Consider the following 21209-nt stretch of genomic DNA (forward strand, 5'->3'; position numbering starts at 1 on the left):
AATGTTTTATACTTTTAATTGTGAGTGATTCTGCCGTCACATTGCTAAAACAAAGTTATTGAAAGTGAGGAAATTTTATATGAATGATTTTGTTATTGAAACGAAACAACTGACAAAAATTTATGGAGATCAGACAGTAGTTAACACAGTTAATCTTCATGTAAAAAAAGGCCAGATTTACGGTTTGTTAGGGCGCAACGGAGCTGGAAAAACTACTATTATGAAAATGATTTTAGGGTTAACTCCAATTACTTCTGGAGAGGTAGATGTATTTGGACAGAATATTAAAGGCCAGGAAAGACAAGTATACCCTCGCATCGGTGCTATTATCGAAACACCAGGATTTTATCCAAATTTGACAGGAACGGAAAATTTAGAAATTTTTGTAAGGCTACGCGGCACAGCAGCCCCACATGCAGTTGAAAACGCATTGAAAGTAGTAGGATTACCTTATAAAGACAAAAAGCTGTTTAGTAAGTATTCCCTCGGAATGAAGCAGCGCCTTGGTATTGCTAATGCTATTTTGCATGACCCAGAACTGTTGATTTTGGACGAACCTACAAACGGTCTTGATCCTATTGGCATTGCAGAAGTAAGAGATTTTATTAAGAATTTGAGTGTTGAGCATGGAAAGACAATTCTTATTTCCAGTCATATTCTTTCGGAAATCTCATTACTTGCGGATGATATTGGAATTATTGACAACGGTGTTCTGCTTGAAGAAAGTAGCATGGAGGAACTTAAGCGAAAAAACGGTAAGTATATTCTACTTCAAGTTTCTGATGTTTCTAAAGCAATCTTAATTTTGGAACGTCAATTCGGCTTGAAAGAATATTCTGTGCAAGATGACCATACGTTACAACTCTATGATATGTCTCTGGATATGGCATCTGTCAATAAGACACTTATGCTTAGTGAGGTGTCGGTTATCAGTTCAGGGCTTTGTAATGATACTCTAGAGGACTATTTCAGAAAAATTACAGGAGGGGATGGCATTGCTTAGACTTATTCAAATAGAATTTCTTAAACTACGACGTAGAAAATTTGTGTGGATTATGATGTTGTCAGCCTTCGTAATGCCATTTCTAGCATTCTTATTATTCAAATATACAAAAAAAGCAGGTGTTGATCCTGTACAATTTTATAAATGGTCAGCGTTTGGTTTTACCATGTTTATTATCTTGCCCTTTGTTTTGGGAGTACTTTGCACTATGCTTATGTATGACGAAAATCAGTATGATATGCTTAAACAACTTTGGATTGTGCCTATCAGCAAAATGGGATACTTTTTTAGTAAATTTTTTGTTGTTTTGATTTACTCTATTTGTTTCATGCTGATTACAGCTGCTGCTTCTGTTATGTTCAGCGTACTTCCTGGATATGTCATATTTGATTGGGAAAGCGTTTTATTTTTGTTGAAAAAATGTTTAGAGATCGGTGTTATTACTGCTTTTGCAATGCTGCCTATATTGGCAATAGCTGTGTCGCAAAAAGGATATATCCTACCAGTTTCTATAGAATTGGTTTATGCCTTTCTTGGATTTATTTTAATGACGATAAATATGTATATACATCCATTATCCAGTATGTCAGTTATTGTCATGCGAAATGGAGATATTCCAGGTCTTGCATTTACGCAAGCAATTAACATTAATTTAGCGCTTCTTTGTATTTGCGTTTGGGATATTACTGCAATATTAATTGCAAATGCTGCATTGAAAAGGAGATGTGAATAATGCGAATTTTACTTTGGGCTGAACTCCAAAAGATTCGGCGTTCAAATATTGCTTGTATTACAATTTTTGCAACAGTTATGGTAGCTGTTATTGTTTTTATACAGGGATGGTTTACGTATAATGGTTCACGAGATATAGACAGTGCAGGATGGTATATGAATATGGCTCAGACTTGGGCAACATTTTTTGTTCTTCCTGCAGTAATTTCTCTTTTGGGAAGTTATATGATTTGTCGTGAAGAAGATGAGGATACTATAAAATCTTTGATAATTATTCCTATAAATGAAACAAAGTTAATTGCTACAAAAATGATTATTACTTTTTTATTCAGCATTTTCATTTATTTACTGCTTTTTGCAATAGCACTTCTGACTGAGGCAATATTACATCTTTCCAATTTATCAGTAGGAATGATTTTAGATTTTCTAAAAATGTATTTTCTTCAAGGTGTGGGTATATTCCTTGTTATCTCGCCCATTATTGCATTGGTATCTTATATGAAAAAAGGCTATTGGATTGCATTAGTATTAACTGAAATCTACTCTTTTGCTGGAATATTTATGAGTATGTCAAACACTCTAAAAACATTCTATCCGATTACGGCAGTATTTGGGGTTGCTGGTTACTATGAAGCTACTGTACAAAATCGGATAGGAAGTATTATAATCTTGTTACTATGTGGTTGTCTTTCTGTCTTTATACTGAAAGGTCTAAAATATAGTGAAAAAAATTGAAATACCAGAATTATAATAATAATTTTAAAGAACAAATAAAAAAGTTCCTCAAATTGCTAAAAGGTGTGTTCTTGTAAGCAATCTGAGGATTATTTTTTAAAATCTTAAATATAAACTTATGCAAAGCTATGAGATTTTTGATTTTGGAATAAACTCATTTTAGCAATCCTATTGAAAGCAGTGTTCATTTTGTCTATTCCCATAGTCATGGCCAATCTAATATATCCTTCACCACATTTTCCAAAAGCATTTCCAGGTAAAACTAAAACATGAGCTTCTTCAAGCAGTCTTTTTGCCACTTCATCAGAACTTAAGCCCGTTTCTTTTATATTTACAAATAAATATATGCTTCCACGAGGATAAAGTACTGACATATTTGGAATTTCAGTTATCCTTTCATAAGCATAAAGAATTCTTTCTTTATAAGATCTTACTATCTCTGGTTGAATTTCTTTTCTATTTTTAAGTGCATACAGAGCCGCTCTCTGAGAAATTGAAGGAGCTGTAAACACATTATTTTCATTTATATCTTTAATGGTATTTATAATATATGAAGGTGCTATAACATATCCTATTCTCCATCCAGTCATAACATAATTTTTTGAAAAACTATTTATGGAAATTGTTCTTTCTCTCATATCTTTCAAGGTCATAATTGGAATAAAAGGTTCTGAATAACTGAACAATGTATAAATATCATCTGCAATTATGAGTAAATCGTGTTTTTTAGCAATAGCTGAAATAGATTCTAATGTTCTTAAACTAAAGCATGTACCAGTAGGATTGTTAGGTGTATTTATAATAATTGCTTTAGTTCTATTTGTGATTAATTTTTCCAATCTTTCTGCATTAATTTGAAATTCTTCTTCTTCTTTAGTTTCTAGTACTACTGGAATTCCTCTAGCCAATTTGACTTGCTGAGGATATGGAGTAAAATATGGTCCAGGTATAATAACTTCATCTCCATCATCAAGAATGGCTTCAAGTACAAGCCACATAGCATGGCAGCCACTTGTAGTAACCATGCAATCTTCAGTATTAACTGGATAAGTATATTCATCCGTATAATATTTGCAAATTTCTTTTCTTAATTCCATATCACCATAGAAATCTGTATAATGTGTATACCCATTCTTTGCATCTTCAAATGCTGCATTTATTATTCGCTCATCAGTTGTAAGATCTGGATCACCAAGACTAAAATCAATAATATCATTAAATTTTTTAAAAAAATCGTTGCTTTCACCCATTGGAGTTGTAATATCATTCCAATATCTTTTAGATAAAAATTTACTTTTCATTACAGTCATCTCCTTATTTAAATACTTCACCTTTACTTTCTTCTGTTAAATGTTCTTTGAAAAAGTTGAATTGAACAATATTGAAACACCGTTCCAATATTATTGGTAAATAGAAGGCTGCTACACTAATTAACTAGCGTGTCAGCCATCTTAAATAAATTTATAATTTATGAAGCAGCATCTTCTTTTACATCTATAGAAGATTCAACTTTATTTTTGTCCATTGAGTTAACAATTAAATATGTAAGAGCTCCTACGATTATTCCGAATATAATAGGGTAATTTGAATCAACTCCATATTTGAAGAATGTTACAGAAACTACTATTGTGCTTAAAAATAGTGATGCAAGTCCTGCTTTAGCAATAAACTTTTTAAGTACAAAGGCTGAAAGTACAGGTACAAATACACATCCTGATAAGTAAGCATATGCCATATCCAATGCAGTAAGTACATCTTGAATTAAAAATGCTATTATCATAACACCAACACCAATTAAGAAAGCAAATAATCTATTAATTAAAATTGATTTTTTTTCATCAGGCGTTTTATTAATAAAACGGGTATATAGATCATTATAAAGTATAGTGGAAGATGCAAGAATTGAACCACTGGCAACAGACATTGTAGCTGCCATAGCTGCGGCTATAACAAATCCCTTGATTCCAATTGGCAAGAATAAAGTAACACCTGTAACAAAAGCATCTTGTGGATTTTTTAATGCTGGTGCAGCTACATATACACAAAGACCTAATAAAACAGTAGAAGATCCGTATATAATACTGTAAAAACCAGCTAAAATAGTTCCTTTTCTAGCAATTTTTTCGTTTTTAGCTGTAAAGATACGCTGCCATATATCTTGTCCAATTATCAAACCTGGAATATACATTAGAAGATACATAACGATACTGTCATATCCCATAGTTGTCAAATTAAAATGTGTTTGAGGCAGTGATGCTGTAAGATGGCTGAAACCACCTATTTTTACTAGTGCAAATATAGGAATTAATATAATAATACCAAGAGTTTTTATGACAAATTGAATGATATCAGTCATGGAAACGGACCACATTCCTCCTACAAAGGTATAAAATATTACTATTCCACCACCTATTAACATAGAAAGCTGAGTATTCCAACCCATTATACCACTTATTATTGCTCCAACAGATACAACTTGCACAACACTCATCATCATTGTATATATAAAAGTTAGCAGAGAACTGAATATTCGAGCAGATTTACCATAGTTATTTTCTATAACTTCGTTAATACTTAATGCTTTCATTTTGGAAAGCTTAGAAGAAACTAAAAATCCAAGTGCGATTAATCCAAGACCTAAGCTTCCCCCAAGCCAGATACCGGATATACCAAATTTGTATCCTAGTTTTGCACTACCTATTGTTGCAGCACCACCTACTGCAAGAGCAGCCATACATCCAAAAAACATAGGAAACCCTAGTCTTCTACCAGCCACTAGATAATCTTCCTTTGTTTTTGTGAATTTGGTTGAAATAATACCAATACTTATCATTATAATAAAGTATAAAATAATAATGCCGTAATCGAATGTAGTTAACATTTTAATAGCCTCCTTTGAATTTATCTATATTTAATAGATTTATGAATATGTTTTTTGAAAAAAGGATTTTAATCTTGATATTTTTGAATATTTATTAATAAATATGTTATAAGCGTTAAAATTAAATTTTAAATATGGAAAATCATTGATATCATTGGATTTTACTATGTTTTTTTCATCATTTTATTATTTTTACGTAAAATAATATTAAATTGGAACGGCGTTTCTATTTAATATTAACACGTATAAAATTAAAATCAATACAATTTTACAAATTTTTATTATTTTTTTTGCATAATAATTCATACTTTGTTACATATTATGGAATATTGTATCTTTAATCAAATTAAGTTATAATTATAGAATATGCTAATTGAGAGAAGAAAAAGGGGGAATACCTATTGTCAGTAGATGCTAGTATATTAATGGTTGATAGGGCTATTCAAATAATAAATATACTATTTCAATCTGATGTTCCGTTAGGAGTGTCAGCAATATCTAATTCTTTAAATTTGCCTAAAGTTACAGTTTATAGAATATTGAATACTCTTTATAATGGGAAGCTTGTTGAAAAAGATAATGAGGATAAATATAGATTGGCAATAACTTTTATTCAATATGGAGAAAAAGTAAAGTCTGGTTTAGATTTGAAAAGTTTATCAGATTCTTTTATTAATGAATTATCAAATGCAACAGGAGAAGCAGTTAGTGTAGGTATAAGAAATGAAGAATCAGTTATTACAATCAATAGTGCTGAAGGTGAATCTTCTGTGTTGGTTTCAAAATTAGTACCAACTTCTCTGCTGCATTGTGCAGCAATGGGAAAATTATTTTTAGCACATATGACTGATAATGAAATAATGGAATATTTTCAAATTCACAATACAAAAAGAACTAGTAACACTATTACAAATTATAAGGATTTTTTGGTTGAAAAGGAAAAAATTTTAAATACAAATATTGCTTTTGATAATGAGGAATACGAATATGGATTGCAATGTATTGCTTCACCTATATTTAATTGTGATAAGAAAATGATAGCAGCTGTCAGTATTTCTGGACCTATGAATAGGCTTAAGGCTAAAGGAATACTGGAAATTCAAAAGCATTTAGAAAATACCACTAGAATTATTACAGAAAAACTTTTAATGGCAGGAATTTAAATATCCATTATATTTACTTTATAAAATGATTTGTATAATTAAAACTTATTAACTTTAATGATTTAGCTAAGTAGATCTATGTATTTTGTATGAGTTAATATATAAAACCACTGTTAAGAAAAATAGCAGTGGTTTATTTTTATAACTTAACTTTTAAAATTATGAAGCTTGAATTTATAATTAATAAATTTGCAGTATAAAAATACATTTTTTCTATTGACTAAATTGTGTGTTAATGATAAGCTACGTGGTAAGACCACGAGGAGGAATATTTATGAAAATAATTGTGCTTATAAAAGAAGTCCCGGATATGGAAAAGGTGAAGTTTAATAGGGAGAAGGGTATTGTTGATAGATCCTCTGCTGAGGCTGAAATCAATCCGTTTGATTTAAATGCTCTTCAAACTGCAGTTGATTTAAAAAATAAATTTGGCGGAGAAGTAATTGTTATTACAATGGGACTTCCAAGATCAGAAAAGTCTTTAAGAGATGCCTATGCTAGAGGTGCAGATAAAGGGATTCTTTTGACAGATAAAAAATTTGGTGGAGCGGATACATGGGCAACAGCTTATACTCTTGCAGCTGAAATTAAGAAAATAAAAGATTATGATTTGATTATAAGTGGTGAAAAATCTGTTGATGGTGATACAGCTCAAGTTGGGGCAGAGGTGGCAGAATTTCTAAATATACCTCATTCTTACTATGTTGAAAAAATTGGTGATATTTCAAAGGATGAAATTGAAGTTACCATAGAAAATCTTTGTGAAAAGAAACAAAATAGAAAAATGAAGCTTCCAGCTTTAGTGAGTGTAAGTAAAAATATTAATTATCCTGAGTTACCTACTTTAGAAAGAAAGCTGGAATCCTTGAAAATTGAAATAGAAAAATGTTCTTTAGAAAATCTTAATGGATACATAAAAGAGGAAGAAGCAGGATTTAATGGTTCTAAAACTAAAGTTGTAAAAATAGTAGTACCAAAGGAAGTAAAACGTGAAAGTAAAATTTATAAGGACAATTTAAATTGTTATATGGAAGATGTACTTCATATGATGAAAAATAAAAATATAATATGAGATATGGTGGTGGCAGAATGAAAGATTATAATGGAATTCTCATTTATGTGGAACAAAATGAAGGCGCTATACACAAGGTAAGTTATGAACTTATTAATAAAGCAAAAGAACTATGCGAAAAAAACAATTCACCATTGTACTGTTTAGTTCTTGGAGATAAAAGTATAGATGTCAGTGAGTTAAGCTATTGTGGAGTAGATAAGATATTTTATATGAGAAATAAATGTTTTGAGAAACCTGAAGAATATCTTTTTAAGGAAAATATAATTAAATTTGTGGAGGAATATAAGCCAGAAACAATATTAATAGGTGCTACTAATTTTGGTCGTTCTCTTGCACCAAGAATTGCAGCAGCTTTAAAAATAGGTCTTACTGCAGATTGTACAGATTTAAAAATAGATGAGGATGGAAAACTCATACAGATCAGACCTGCTTTTAGCAATAATATTTTTGCACACATAAAATCTAAGGATTTCCCTCAGATGGCCACAGTAAGATATAAAGAATTTAGTGAAGCAAAAAGAGATGAAAATAGAGAGGTAAAAGTTTTAACATTAGAGCCTTATGTAACAGAATACAGTAAAATAAGCAGCATACAGGAATTCAAGGAAGAAAATTTTGATATTACTGAAGCAGAAGTTGTAGTTGCTGCTGGAAGGGGAATTAAAAAACAGGAAGATTTATATATGCTTGAAGAGCTGGCTTCATTACTTGGAGGCAAGCTTGGAGTATCAAGAGCTCTTGTAGATGCAGGTATGATTGGTAATGCACATCAAATAGGTTACAGTGGAAATAGGGTAAAGCCAAAGTTGTATATTGCCTGTGGGATATCTGGTGCACCTCAGCATATTGCAGGTATGAAGGAATCAGAGGTTATTCTTGCAGTTAATAATGACCCTTCTGCACCAATATTTAACATTGCGGATTATGGATATGTAGGAGATTTGTATGAAGTTATTCCCCAAATGATTGAAAGAATTAAACTGTGTAAATAATGGAGGTTCAGCCATGAAAAAAGAAACAATTGACTATTTGATGAATACTGTTGGCAGCGATTTTGTAATAACAAATAATGGGCAAAAATTGTCTTATATGTATGATGAAATAGAACACAATGTAAGACCAGAAGTGAATATTAGTTCAATAGTTGTAAAACCTTTAAATTCAAATGAAGTAGCTGAAATTGTAAAGTATGCTAATGAAAATAAAATTCCGGTTGTAGTGTATGGTGGTGGGACAGGCCTCTGTGGAGGAGTTAGTCCAATAAAAGAAAGTATTGTAATTTCAATGGAGAGAATGAACAAAATCATTGAGATAGATGAAAAAAATATGATGGCAGTAGTTGAAGCAGGTGTTACACTGGCTCAGCTAATTGAAGAATTGGAAAAGCATGATGGAATATGTTTCCCTGTACATCCAGGAGATGAAGGAGCACAAATGGGAGGCATGGTTGCAACCAATGCAGGTGGCGCTAGAGCTGTAAGGCATGGTATTATGAGAAATCATATAAAAGGTATTGAAGTAGTACTTGCCAGTGGAGAAATTCTTAGGCTTGGAGGAAAGCTGCTTAAGGATAACAGTGGATATAATCTTTTGCAATTGATTATGGGAAGCGAAGGAACTTTAGCTATCATAACAAAAATAACTCTTAGATTGTATCCAGAAGATAAATATACAGCTTCAGTGGTAATGGCCTTTGAAAATGTAAGTGATGCTTCAAATGCAGTGCTTGAAATTATAAAAAATGGAGTTTCTCCACTTGCTGTAGAGTATCAAGATAGATATTTAAATGTGGAATCTGCGGAGCTGCTTGGACTTCATTGGCCCTTAGATAAGGGTAAGGCTGATATACTTATTATTTTGTCAGAAAAAAGTGAAGAAGCATTATATAATTCTTGTGAAATAATTAATGACATATGTAAAAAATATAATGCAAATAAAGCAGTATTTGCTGGTACTAAAAAAGAACAAGGTGAAATGCTTGCCATAAGAAGCGGAAGTTATGAAGTGATAAAGGATAATATTGCTTATTCCTTTGATATGGCTGTTCCTGCTGGATACATGCCTGATTTTCTAAATGATTTATGGGAGCTTGTAACTTCTTATAATACAATTTCATATATAACAGCACATTTAGCTGATGGAAATGTACATAACGATATTTATATGATAGATGGTAAAAATCCTAAATATTTAGAAGAGCTTAAGATAAAAATGTATCAGCTTTGTTTTAAATATGAAGGTACTTTAACTGGAGAACATGGTATAGGAAAGCTGAGAATAAAGGATTTAATACTTCAAAAATCCAAGGTTGAAATTGAGCTTATGAAAAATATAAAAAAAGCCTTTGATCCAAATAATATTTTGAATCCAGGCACAGTAATTGATATGTAATTGGAAGTTTATTTAAAATTTATATAATGAAAACATTGCGAAGCAAAGCTTCGCATAATTTTTATATTAAGTTATAATCTACATGTGTGAAGATTAAGTAGTTTTGAGTAATTCTACATTAATTTTATTAAGATGTTCTTCAAGAGCTTCTACTGCTGCCTTTGAATCATGGTTTTCAACAGCTTTTATGATGCATAAATGTTCCTCATATATGTTTTGGATGGACTTTTCTTCATATAGAGAAATATTTACAGCCTTATCAATAAAAATATCAATTAGATATGAAATACTATTCCAGGTGGTTATGAATAATTTGTTACCTGACAACTTGATAATTTCACAATGTAAAGCTTTATCAAATTTAGTCTTTTTGCTTTCATCTTTTTCACTTATCATGCCTTCATGTATTTCATATAGTTTTTTAATATCTTTTATAGAAGCTTTTTTAGCTGCAGCTTTTATGGAAGAGGCTTCTAAGGATTCTCTAAGTTCAAATAATTCTTCAATGCTTCCATTGTTCAATTTAAAGGATATGGACAGTGGCTTATAGTAACTATCACTAATATTATTAGATATAAAATTTCCTTGACCATGCTTTCTTTCAATTAATCCAATAACTTCAAGAGCTTTTAAAGCTTCTCTTAAAGCTGGACGACCTACCTTCCACATTTCCGTTAACTGCCTTTCAGGTGGCAGTTTATCTCCAATTTTTAGTTTATCTCGTATTATCATATCCTGTATTTTTTCAATAATAACTTGAGATATACTTTTATTTTCAGTAGTTTCACACATGTTAAAACTCCTTCACATGGTATAATTATTTTAGCACATATTCAGCTAATACACTTTGAAGCTCATATATATTCAAGCTTTTGTTAAACTGGTTTTTACTTTATATAACCTCCTAATGCTATATTTAAGTATATATAATGTTATCATAAATAATTAAAAACTCAAAGAAATATATTTTTTAGGTAAGACCACAAAATTATTTTTTAACAATATATTTTATGATGAGGTCTACTGTAGCTAATAATGCATCCACATGAGTTCTTTCATAAGCATGAGATGCAAAAACACCTGGACCTATAAGTGCTGCTTTCACATCCCAACCAGCAGATAGTGCTGCAGAAGCATCTGAACCATAATGAGGATATATATCAATTTTATATGGAATATTATTTTTCTTGCATGTATCTACTAATTTTTTCCTGAGATCATAATCATAAGGGCCAGAGGAATCTTTAGCGCAAATACATACAGTATATTCTGAAGAATTTTGTTCACAGCCAGGAGCTCCCATGTCAACAGCTATAAATTCTTTAGTGTTTTCAGGCAAAGCAGCACTAGATCCATGACCGACTTCTTCATAATTGCTTATATAAAAATTAGTTGTATAAGGAAGCTTTATTTTGTTTTCATTAATATACTTAATGACATACATGAGAACTGATGCACTAGCTTTATCATCCAGATATCTACTTTTAATAAATTCCTTTTCAGTGATGGTGGTTCTTGTATCTATACATATATAATCTCCTACATCGATACCAAGAGTTTCTACGTCATTTTTAGAGAATACTTTTTCATCTAAGATTACTTCCATATTTTCAGGGGTTCTTTTAAGATTACGAGCATCATCACCACTTATATGAACAGATGGCTTTGTTGTTTGAATAGTACCAGAATAACTTGCACCATCTAAAGTTTTTATAGTGCAATTTTCACCTTCCAAAGTTGACATCATATAACCACCAACAGGTACAAAAGAAAGAGCACCATTTGCTTTTATACCTTTAACCATTGCACCTAAAGTATCAATATGCGAAGTAAAAGTTCTTTGATAATCATTATTTGTTCCAGAAAAAGATACAATAAGGGCACCTTTATTTGTGATTTTATAAGGTATATTCATGTTAGTAATTTCTTCTTTAAGATATTGTATAACTGACTTAGTATATCCTGTGGGACTTGGTATTGAAAGAATAGTTTTTAATTCATTTAAAATAGAATTTTTATCATAGTTCATAATTTAATCCTCCAAACTATAAATATGTTTTATTCCATTGCTAATCGCATGGATAAGTTCTTCTAAGACTCAGATAAGAAACATTACCTGAGTTTTAGAATCATTTTGATATAATTGATCTCATGTTTATTCTATGATTATAGTTAATTCAAGTCAATATAAGTATGCAAAGTAATGAGAAAACAAATATGGTTAATTGTGTATTTAACATTTGATGTAGTGTAGAAGAATATTCACATAAGTACATCAAATTTTTAGATGGATTTAAAAAAATTAATATGTTAATAATATTATGAAAAACTAATGTTCAGATTAAACATAGGAAAACTTACCATGCAAATAGTCTTTATTGAAATGTATATAAATAAGGTATTTATTACTAATACAAAAATGAATTTAAAATTAAATCAATGAAAGGTTGTGAATATGATGAGTATAGGATATGCATGTTTGACAATAGGGGTTTTAGATGCTAATTTGAAAAGCTGTACTGCCAAAAATTTATCTAATGAAAAGTTATTAGGTATAATAGAGCATAATTTAAAATCCCTTAAAAATATTATTGATTACAATATTAAAAATAATATACATCTTTTTAGAATTAGTTCAGATCTAATTCCTTTTGGATCAAGTCATTTAAATAAGTTGCCATGGTGGGAGATATTTTCTGAAGAATTTTTTCAAATTGGTAAAGAAATTAGAAAGAATAATATTAGAATTTCAATGCATCCTGGACAATATACTGTACTTAATTCTCCAAAGGAGGATGTAGTAAGTAGAGCAATTGAGGATTTAAATTATCATGCCAAAGTTCTAGATAGCCTTGGAGTTGGTGAAGAAAGCAAAATAGTGCTTCATATTGGAGGAATTTATAATGATAAAGAACAGGCAATAAATAGATTTGTAAATAATTATAAAATTTTAAAAGATAAAGTGAAGCAAAGACTTGTAATTGAAAATGATGATAAATCTTATGATATAAATGATGTATTTCAAATAGGAATCAAACTAAATATACCGGTTATTTTTGATAACTTACATAATGAAATTAATCCATATGTCCAAGAAAAAAGTGATTTGTACTGGATTAATGAATGTAAAAATACATGGAAAGAGAAGGATGGATATCAAAAAATCCATTATTCACAGCAGGATATTTTAAAGAAACCAGGCTCACATTCAAATACTATAGCAGTAGATAGATTTATTAATTTTTACGAAAGCTTAGCAAGAGAAGACATAGATATAATGCTTGAAGTAAAGGATAAAAATCTTTCAGCAGTAAAATGCATTAATTGCATAACTAAGGATAAAAAGATTAGTAAACTTGAAGAAGAATGGAGTAAATATAAATATACCATTTTGGAAAATTCACCTAGGATTTATTTAGAAATAAGAAATTTGCTTAAAAATAAAAATGAGTATCCTGCAGTACAATTTTATAATTATATAGATGAAGCTATAAATGAGAAAATTACCACTGGAAACGCAGAAAATGCAGCACTTCATGTATGGGGATATTTTAAAAATATAGTAGATATTAAAGAAAAAGAAAGCTTTCTTAAAACTATTGACAATTATAGACAAGGGAAAGTATCTATTAATGTGGTTAAGAATAAGTTATTGAAGATGACAGTTAAATATAATGAAAAGTATCTTAAAAATTCATATTATTTCATACTTTAAAGTTATTTAAAATGACTTTAAAGCTTGAACAAGCAAAATTGATTGTTCAAGCTTTTATTCATAATATACGATAATATGGTTAATTATAGATATATTGGTTAGAGAATAGGATTATAAATAGCGATATTGAAAGTTATATAAATGTTGAGTAAAAGTTTAAATTAGGAAGTGTGTTAGTTTGGAAAGTAGTAAAATATTAAAAAGAAAACGAATAGATTGCATTTTATCAAAAGTGTATGATTATCCTCTTACAATTGTTGAAGCTCCAATGGGATTTGGTAAAACTACAGCAGTTAAAGAGTTTCTCCAGTCTGAAAAAAATCCATATATTTGGATTACATTTTTAAATTCTTTAGAATCTACTACCTCCATTTGGAATCAGTTTTCAGAAGAAATAAGTAAATTAGATGTCGTGTCAGGAAAATCTCTATACTATATTAAGTGTAGAGATTTTTTATACATGTATTGAAAATTGTGAATGACAAATTTCAGCCATAAAAGTAGTTTCAATGCTTTTGTAAGAATTCATTATCAAAAAATGTTATTGCATATAAAAGCAATATATTATATAATAATGGTCATGCATTGATATAGTTATATATGCAGCTATATTAATGTATAACATTATATGGAGGGAAATGTATGAACAAAACAAATGAATTAGGTACAGAAAATATTGGAAAGCTCTTATTAAAATTCTCAATTCCTTCGGTAATTGGAATGGTAGTTAATATGCTTTACAATATTGTAGATAGAATATTTGTTGGCAGAGGAGTAGGTTCTATTGCACTTTCAGGAGTTGCAGTAACGTTTCCAATAGTTAACGTAATAATGGGATTTGCAATGCTAGCTGGAATTGGTGCAGCAGCTGTAATTTCAATAAAACTTGGTCAACATAAAAAAGAAGAGGCGGAAAAAGTATTAGGAAATGCATTTACTTTACTTGTTATATTTTCATTATGTATAACTATTTTTGGAATAACATTTCTAGATCCAATTCTTAAGATTCTTGGAGCAAGTAATGAAACGTTACCTTATGCTAGAGACTTTAGTTTTATAATTCTTTTAGGTGTAATCCTTCAGAGTGTAAGTATGGGACTTAATAATATAATTCGTGCAGAAGGCAATCCTAAGACTGCTATGCTCACAATGTTAATAGGTGCGGTACTTAATTTTATAGCAAATCCAATATTTATATTTGTACTTCATTTAGGAGTAAAAGGTTCTGCTCTTGCAACCATTATTTCACAAAGTGTTACTGTGATTTGGACATTGCAGTATTTTATTGGTGGAAAAAGCTTATTAAAATTAACCAAGAAAAATATGAAGTTGGATAAAATTGTAGTAAAAGAAATAACATCTATTGGTATGTCACCATTTGCAATGCAAATGGCTGCAAGTTTAGTTACTATTACATTTAATAAAAGTCTTGCTATATATGGAGGAGATATTGCAATAGGAGCATTTTCTCTTATAACGAGTGTAACTATGCTTATACTTATGCCTATTTTTGGAATAAATCAAGGTGCTCAGCCTATAATTGGTTATAACTATGGAGCCAAACAATATGACAGAGTTAAAAAGACTGTATTTTATGCATCAGTAGCAGCTACAGTAATAACTACATTAGGATTCATAATGGTTCAGTTATTCCCAGTACAAATAATAAGTATTTTTAATACTAGTGATAAAAATCTTATAAGCATGGGAGCTAGAGGACTTAGAATAGATCTTTTGTTTTTCCCTATTGTAGGTAGTTCAATAGTTTGTACGAATTATTTTCAAGCAATAGCGAAAGCTAAATTATCTACAATATTGAGTCTTTTAAGACAAGTTATAATGATTATACCACTACTTATTATACTTCCACCATTTTTCAAATTAGATGGTGTATGGATGGCTCAACCTATAGCAGATGTATTAAGTACAGCAATAACATTGATTCTTGTAGTAAAGCAGATGAAAACATTGGGGCATTCGGAAAAAATCACTGAAAATAGAGCTGTATCAGATGCAATTCGTTAGTTAAGCAGAGAGACTAAATCTATGATTTGCTGTGAATGGATTAAGGGTTAACATAAGATATAAAATATGATCTAAAAATTACCAGTATATAATAAAATAAAATGGTTACTATAATATCATAGGGTATGTAACAATTGATTCAAGATTTATATGTGCTTTGAAAGAGGTATGTATGATTTGGTCCATGATTATATGGAATGTTGAAGCGATTATGTACAGCTGAGATGTTGTATATAATTGTGTAGATATTTTATATAGTGGAAGGAACATTATTATAAGTAAACGAGTTGCTTTATTATGGTGGAAACATCATAGTGAGGTAATATATGTTATCTATAGTGGTGTAACTTAGATTATTACGTGCTCTGTTTATAGAAGAACTATAAGTGGATTTTTAATACAAATCTGTTTATAGTTCTTTTTCATTTCAATTTGAATTCAACAAGTAGTTTCAAAAATTCAAATATATTCAAACTATGTAAAGTCATTTAGTACGTAAGAATGTACCCTATATTTGTGGGTACATTCTTTAATATAATATTTTGCTTTATGAATTTTATAGATTTGATTCTCAGTTGCAAGGAACTTTTTTATTTCATCACATTCATTATCTATGGGGGTTGCTCTATGCCATCCTACAGAATGAATTATTTATTACATTTAACGTAATGTTTTTGATAAAAGAGTGAGAATAAGTTATAATATGCACATGTATTATTAAAATTTTGCAATATTAACTAATTATTTAAAGGAGAGTCATATGGAAATTATAAATAATTCATCTTCTGTAATAATAGTGTTACATGAAATATATGGAATTAATCAGCACATACAAAAGGTTTGTGAAAAATTTTCCATAAAAGGATATGATATTATTTGTCCAAATTTAACAAATGTGAACAAGCCTTTTAACTATAACTTTCAAGAAGAAGCTTATAAGTATTTTACAAAACGTATTGGATTTGATTCAGCAGTTTCTCAAGTAAAGCAAATTGTTATGGAAGCAAAGCAGAAATATAAACGAGTATATTTGTTAGGATATAGCATAGGTGCAACTATTGCGTGGTTGTGCAGTAGTGAAGAAGAAAATATATGTGATGGCATTATAGGGTATTATGGTTCACGAATTAGAGATTATATAGATATCACTCCAAAATGTCCAGCTTTACTAATTTTTCCTAAAAAAGAAGAATCATTTAATGTACAAGAATTAGTTATAGCTTTGAAAAAATTAAATGTTGATGTTTATATGTTAAGTGGAAAGCATGGCTTTAGTGACCCATTTTGTAAAAGTTATAATGAGAAGTCGTTTCAGGAAGCAGAAATATTAGTAGATAATTTTTTAGAAAAGATAAATTGTGTTTTTTAATGTGGAAAGTTACAATTCATGAAACTATTTATTTTACATAAAGTTGTAATATAAGCCAAAGTACACTATGATATTAATTTCTAAATAAAATGGCAAACACTTAAAATTTTACGTGTGTTTGCCTTAAATTATTAAATTTTTATTATTTCATCATGAGAAATAATTTATTTAGTATTCTTATACCACCATTACTCCTTGAATTGTTGATGGTTTCTTTATTTTCACCATTTATATCCTGTCTATAAATGGTAGTATCTTTATCTTTAACTTTGTAATATATATAATTATCTATCATTTGCGCTTTTGAAACATTACAGGATGTTAATTTTGTTATATTTAATGTTTCTATATTAAGAATATATAGCATATTTTCTATATAGTTAGCTTCTATATCAGTAAAACCTTCATAAGTAAATAATACATATTGTTTAAAAACCCCTAATATATTATTACACTGATTAGTTTCATAAATTTTTTTGCCAGTTTGCAAATCTTTTATAACTGCTAAACTAAGATTTATGTCCTTGTATATAATGTAATTATTATAAAAATAAATATCTTTACAAAAAGTCTCAAGCACAGATTCTTTATTTTTATAATTTATATTGAATTTTTTTAGCACTTCCTCTCCTTCATAAGGGTAGTTTCTTCTTTTATAATATATATTGTCTTTAAAGTAATGGAGATCAGAAATGCATCCAATAGATTCATGCAATATGGAACTATTTTTATTATATAATGTCATAGATTTTATATAACTTTTGAAATTATGATTTTCGCAGTAATATATAATTTCATTATGAATACAGTAAGCATTAATGTAAGATAAATTGTTATGTATGATATAGGTATCTTTTCCTTCTAAGTTACACTTAATTAACATAATTTCATTTTCATGCTTTATAGTATAAAATATGCTATCTTCCACTATTGCAACATTCTCTACTTTAGAATCTACTATTAATTCTCTCTTTCCATCATATTTAAAAATTCTATATAATTTATAGTGTTCTGAAGCATCAATATAATATATAAAATCTCCTGTGTCTAAATAAAAATTTATATTAACCTTATCATAAATATCAGTTATATTTTCCGAACCATTTACAGTTAAGACTATCTTATCCAAATTCTTCATGGTAATCTCCTCATTTTTATTTATCAATTAAAATATTATTATCTTTTCCAGAATTCACTAGTCTTATGTAATGGAATTAATTGAAGTATAACAGATATTATCTACAGAAGTGAAAATGAATTAGGATAAAAGAGCTATATAAAAAAATTAAGCTTTCATTGATAAAATTTAAGAATGTGAAGAATCTGATGTATCAAATATTGTAGAATATGTTCGAAATAGAAGTATTAAAAATGAATATGTAGAATATTCAAAAAATGAGGAAGATTTTTATATATTGTCTAAATTGAATGTACTTTAGTATAAAATACCATAACAGTGTGAGTTATTAAAATTTTAATAACTCAGGATAGGTTGAAAAAGAGAGTATAAACCTATATATAACCTTTAAATACAAAAAATAGAATTTATATTAATGACAGTATTGATATTTGCAAATCATTTTAATTCTTTTAATGAATAATTTTTTTTATTTATAAAATTAAAAAAGTGTATTTTTAGCAATAATAAAGTGTATTTTTAGCAATAATTATGGTATAATCTATTCTATAATTATAGTTATACCATAATAAATTGTAGTGTTACTATAATTACAAAATATAACAAGGAGGTACATCTTATGGATAAAAAATTATCTAAAGATGCATATGGTGGCGTAGCGGGTAAAGACTACGTTCCTTACATTTCCAGTGGTTCTAAATCCGGTGGAAATATTGCTGTATTAATAATCGGTATTATTTTAGCTGCATTATTTGCAGCATCTACTGCCTATTCAGGTATGAAATCAGGGCTTACGGTTGCTGCTGGTATACCTGGTTCAATAATAGGTTCCGCATTTATAGCTATATTTGCTAAACAAAAAGGAATTCTTGGCAAGAACTTAGTTCAAGGTATGTCAAGTGGTGGTGAATCTATTGCTAGTGGTATGATATTCGTTTTACCAGCAATACTTTTAATAGGTTCAAAAGTTACTTTTTTACAAGGTTTTGTTGTTGGTGTAGGTGGAGTTTTATTCGGTATAGGAATAGCTTCTCTTGTTCACAATTACTTAATTGTTGAAGAACATGGTAAATTAATGTACCCTGAATCAATGGCTATATCTGAAACACTTGTTGCTTCAGAAGGTGCTGGAGAATCAATGAAGTACATGGGAATTGGATTTGGAATAGGCGGAGTTATAACTATTATAACTAGTTCATTTTTAAATGTAACTAACAATGTTATAAGTTATGTAAACGAGTCCTTCTACAAGTGGAAGTTTGAAGTTGAAGTTAATCCTTTATTATTAGGTATAGGATTCATAGTTGGTATGGATGTTTCTTTAATGATGTTTGCTGGTGCTATATTATCTAACTTTGCTATTTTGCCTTTAATAGGTTATTTTATTTCTCTTGGACAAGGCAGTGCAACTGTATGGAATAATCCTGATGTTGCCATAAATGCAATGCAAGTTAAACATATAGCTGGTAGTTATGTAAAATACATCGGAGCTGGTATGATGCTTTCTGGTGGATTTATAGGTGCTATAAAGCTTATACCTACTATAATATCTTCTATAAAGGAAACTCTTAATGCTAAGTCTTCAAGTAGTAATGGAAGTTCATCTGCTGGAAACTTAATAATACTTGGTGGCATAGTTATAGGTTTTATAGGAGGATTTATGATATCTGGTGGTAATGTAGGAATGGCAATAGCTGGTTCTATTTTATCATTATTCTTATCATTACTATTTGTTATAGTTTCTGGTCGTTTAACTGGTACTATAGGAACTTCAAACCTTCCTGTATCTGGTATGACTATAGCTTCTATAGTTATAGTAACATTGTTATTTGTTGCAATGGGATGGAAAACTCCTGAAAACAACAGATCATTGCTTTTATTTGGTACATTCATAGTTACTGCTATATCTGCAGCTGGTGGTTACTGTCAATCACAAAAGGTTACTTTCATAGTAGGTGGAGATAAAAACGAAATGCAAAAATACTTTGCTATAGCTGGTATAGTTGGTGCTGCAGTAGTTACTGGTGTTATATTAGTGCTTTCTAGTCAGCTTGCAATGACTGGTGACAATGTACCATTTGCATTACCTCAAGCTAACTTAATGTCAACATTAACTGCTGGTATAATGTCAGGTAAATTACCTTGGGTTATGATAATTGTTGGTGCATTTATGGGAGTTGTTTTATTCTTATTAGACCTTCCTGTAATGACAATTGCTATAGGATTTTACTTACCAATAGCTACAACTACTATAATATTAATAGGTGCTTTCATGCGTTTATTTGTAGAAAAAATTTCTAAGTCTGAAAAGGTAAAAGAAACTAGAGTTGCTAACGGCATAAGTTTATCTTCTGGACTTGTAGCCGGTGGTTCCATAATAGGACTTGTAGGTATAATACTTATAAATGTAGTGAAAATTGTAAAAGCAGGAGAACCAAGTGGATTCGCTGCTTCTAATGGAATGGCATATGTAATACTTATAGCATTAATAATAGCGTCTCTAGTACCTATATTAAATAGTAAGGTGAAAGATGCTGAATAACAACGAAGATGTTTTAAATATAATATTTAAAATTGTTGATAGTTTAGAATATGAAGTGGACAAGGACAATATTGTGACTATACTTGAAAAACAAGATCACAAGGTTCAAAAGTTCTTTAGAAAAATTAAATTTAGAATTCCAGAATATAAAAAAGTTACTCTGGATGAATATGCAAGTTATGTTTTTTTACAGATAGATGGCAAGAAAACAGTAAAAGATATTGGAGAAAATTTAGAGATAAAGTATGGTGATGAAGCTCACCCGATTTATGAAAGATTACTATTATTTTTAAATCATATCGACGTTAATTGTCACTACATAGAAAAAACAAATTTGTAATGAAAAAGATGGCACTATAACATAGGTGCCATCTTTATTTTTTAGTAGGAATTTAAAACTTTTTTGCTCAAAAAAACATGCCGTTAGGCATTGTAGGTAA

18 protein-coding genes and 1 pseudogene are annotated in these 21209 nt (G+C 29.4%); 13 read left to right on the plus strand and 6 right to left on the minus strand.

Going from position 1 to position 21209, the window contains the following annotated elements:
• The first annotated feature begins 79 nt into the window (after positions 1–79).
• Genes EG57_RS0221590 through EG57_RS0221600 form a run of 3 tightly spaced genes read left to right on the plus strand, consistent with a single transcriptional unit; the run spans position 80 to position 2470 of the window.
• The gene (locus EG57_RS0221590; RefSeq protein ID WP_032079168.1) at positions 80–1003 is read left to right on the plus strand and encodes an ABC transporter ATP-binding protein; all 924 of its coding nucleotides are present in this window, start codon (positions 80–82) and stop codon (positions 1001–1003) included.
• Entirely contained in the window at positions 996–1736 is a 741-nt protein-coding gene (locus EG57_RS0221595; protein WP_032079169.1) for an ABC transporter permease, read from the plus strand. Before EG57_RS0221590 ends, EG57_RS0221595 begins: the two co-directional genes overlap by 8 nt.
• Complete coding sequence (locus EG57_RS0221600; RefSeq protein WP_032079170.1) at positions 1736–2470, plus strand: ABC transporter permease; 735 nt, start codon at positions 1736–1738, stop codon at positions 2468–2470. The genes EG57_RS0221595 and EG57_RS0221600 overlap by 1 nt, the downstream gene beginning before the upstream one ends.
• Positions 2471–2586: 116 nt before the next feature.
• Here the strand turns inward: EG57_RS0221600 and EG57_RS0221605 are convergent, their stop codons facing one another.
• Together EG57_RS0221605 and EG57_RS0221610 are read right to left on the minus strand one after the other, a co-directional pair.
• Positions 2587–3771: a pyridoxal phosphate-dependent aminotransferase gene (locus tag EG57_RS0221605; RefSeq protein ID WP_032079171.1), complete on the minus strand. Its 1185-nt coding sequence runs from the start codon at positions 3769–3771 to the stop codon at positions 2587–2589.
• Between the two features lie 167 nt (positions 3772–3938).
• The gene (locus tag EG57_RS0221610) at positions 3939–5351 is read right to left on the minus strand and encodes a sodium:solute symporter family protein (protein ID WP_032079172.1); all 1413 of its coding nucleotides are present in this window, start codon (positions 5349–5351) and stop codon (positions 3939–3941) included.
• Between the two features lie 401 nt (positions 5352–5752).
• On the opposite strand from EG57_RS0221610, the gene EG57_RS0221615 reads away from it, so the two are divergent.
• The 4 genes from EG57_RS0221615 (at position 5753) to EG57_RS0221630 (ending at position 9980) form a co-directional block, all read left to right on the plus strand.
• A complete protein-coding gene (locus EG57_RS0221615) occupies positions 5753–6514 on the plus strand; it encodes an IclR family transcriptional regulator (RefSeq protein WP_029160242.1) in 762 nt (253 codons plus the stop codon).
• A 274-nt stretch (positions 6515–6788) separates the two neighbouring features.
• Positions 6789–7586, plus strand: a complete 798-nt coding sequence (locus EG57_RS0221620) for an electron transfer flavoprotein subunit beta/FixA family protein (protein WP_032079173.1) — start codon at positions 6789–6791, stop codon at positions 7584–7586.
• 17 nt (positions 7587–7603) lie between these two features.
• The gene (locus EG57_RS0221625) at positions 7604–8581 is read left to right on the plus strand and encodes an electron transfer flavoprotein subunit alpha/FixB family protein (RefSeq protein WP_032079174.1); all 978 of its coding nucleotides are present in this window, start codon (positions 7604–7606) and stop codon (positions 8579–8581) included.
• Positions 8582–8594: 13 nt separating this feature from the next.
• The gene (locus EG57_RS0221630; RefSeq protein WP_029160239.1) at positions 8595–9980 is read left to right on the plus strand and encodes an FAD-binding oxidoreductase; all 1386 of its coding nucleotides are present in this window, start codon (positions 8595–8597) and stop codon (positions 9978–9980) included.
• A gap of 93 nt (positions 9981–10073) precedes the next feature.
• Here EG57_RS0221630 and EG57_RS0221635 read toward each other — a convergent pair whose 3' ends face one another.
• From EG57_RS0221635 to EG57_RS0221640, 3 genes and pseudogenes are all read right to left on the minus strand, one after another.
• On the minus strand, positions 10074–10772 hold the full coding sequence (locus EG57_RS0221635; RefSeq protein WP_029160238.1) for a FadR/GntR family transcriptional regulator: 699 nt from the start codon (positions 10770–10772) through the stop codon (positions 10074–10076).
• 25 nt (positions 10773–10797) lie between these two features.
• Positions 10798–10869, minus strand: a pseudogene (locus EG57_RS27145) (PH domain-containing protein); the annotation flags it as partial.
• Positions 10870–10968: 99 nt separating this feature from the next.
• On the minus strand, positions 10969–12009 hold the full coding sequence (locus EG57_RS0221640; RefSeq protein ID WP_032079175.1) for a M42 family metallopeptidase: 1041 nt from the start codon (positions 12007–12009) through the stop codon (positions 10969–10971).
• Positions 12010–12438: 429 nt separating this feature from the next.
• Between EG57_RS0221640 and uvsE the strand changes: the two genes are divergently transcribed.
• The 4 genes from uvsE to EG57_RS0221660 all read left to right on the plus strand — a co-directional run bounded on the left by uvsE (position 12439) and on the right by EG57_RS0221660 (position 17089).
• On the plus strand, positions 12439–13695 hold the full coding sequence (gene uvsE, locus EG57_RS0221645) for a UV DNA damage repair endonuclease UvsE (RefSeq protein ID WP_032079176.1): 1257 nt from the start codon (positions 12439–12441) through the stop codon (positions 13693–13695).
• A 178-nt stretch (positions 13696–13873) separates the two neighbouring features.
• The gene (locus EG57_RS0221650) at positions 13874–14164 is read left to right on the plus strand and encodes a hypothetical protein (RefSeq protein WP_032079177.1); all 291 of its coding nucleotides are present in this window, start codon (positions 13874–13876) and stop codon (positions 14162–14164) included.
• Between the two features lie 173 nt (positions 14165–14337).
• Positions 14338–15720, plus strand: coding sequence for an MATE family efflux transporter (locus tag EG57_RS0221655; RefSeq protein WP_032079178.1), 1383 nt, complete (start codon positions 14338–14340; stop codon positions 15718–15720).
• A 760-nt stretch (positions 15721–16480) separates the two neighbouring features.
• Positions 16481–17089 (plus strand): dienelactone hydrolase family protein, encoded by a 609-nt coding sequence (locus tag EG57_RS0221660; RefSeq protein WP_032079179.1) that lies wholly within the window; start codon positions 16481–16483, stop codon positions 17087–17089.
• Positions 17090–17231: 142 nt separating this feature from the next.
• Here EG57_RS0221660 and EG57_RS0221665 read toward each other — a convergent pair whose 3' ends face one another.
• Complete coding sequence (locus tag EG57_RS0221665; RefSeq protein WP_032079180.1) at positions 17232–18227, minus strand: DUF5050 domain-containing protein; 996 nt, start codon at positions 18225–18227, stop codon at positions 17232–17234.
• A gap of 619 nt (positions 18228–18846) precedes the next feature.
• Here EG57_RS0221665 and EG57_RS0221670 point away from each other — a divergent pair.
• Both EG57_RS0221670 and EG57_RS0221675 read left to right on the plus strand, forming a co-directional pair.
• On the plus strand, positions 18847–20769 hold the full coding sequence (locus EG57_RS0221670) for an OPT family oligopeptide transporter (protein WP_032079181.1): 1923 nt from the start codon (positions 18847–18849) through the stop codon (positions 20767–20769).
• The gene (locus EG57_RS0221675; protein WP_032079182.1) at positions 20759–21109 is read left to right on the plus strand and encodes a PqqD family protein; all 351 of its coding nucleotides are present in this window, start codon (positions 20759–20761) and stop codon (positions 21107–21109) included. Before EG57_RS0221670 ends, EG57_RS0221675 begins: the two co-directional genes overlap by 11 nt.
• Positions 21110–21209 lie beyond the last annotated feature (100 nt).

The sequence above is a fragment of the Clostridium drakei genome (assembly GCF_000633595.2).
Lineage (GTDB): Bacteria > Bacillota > Clostridia > Clostridiales > Clostridiaceae > Clostridium_AM > Clostridium_AM drakei.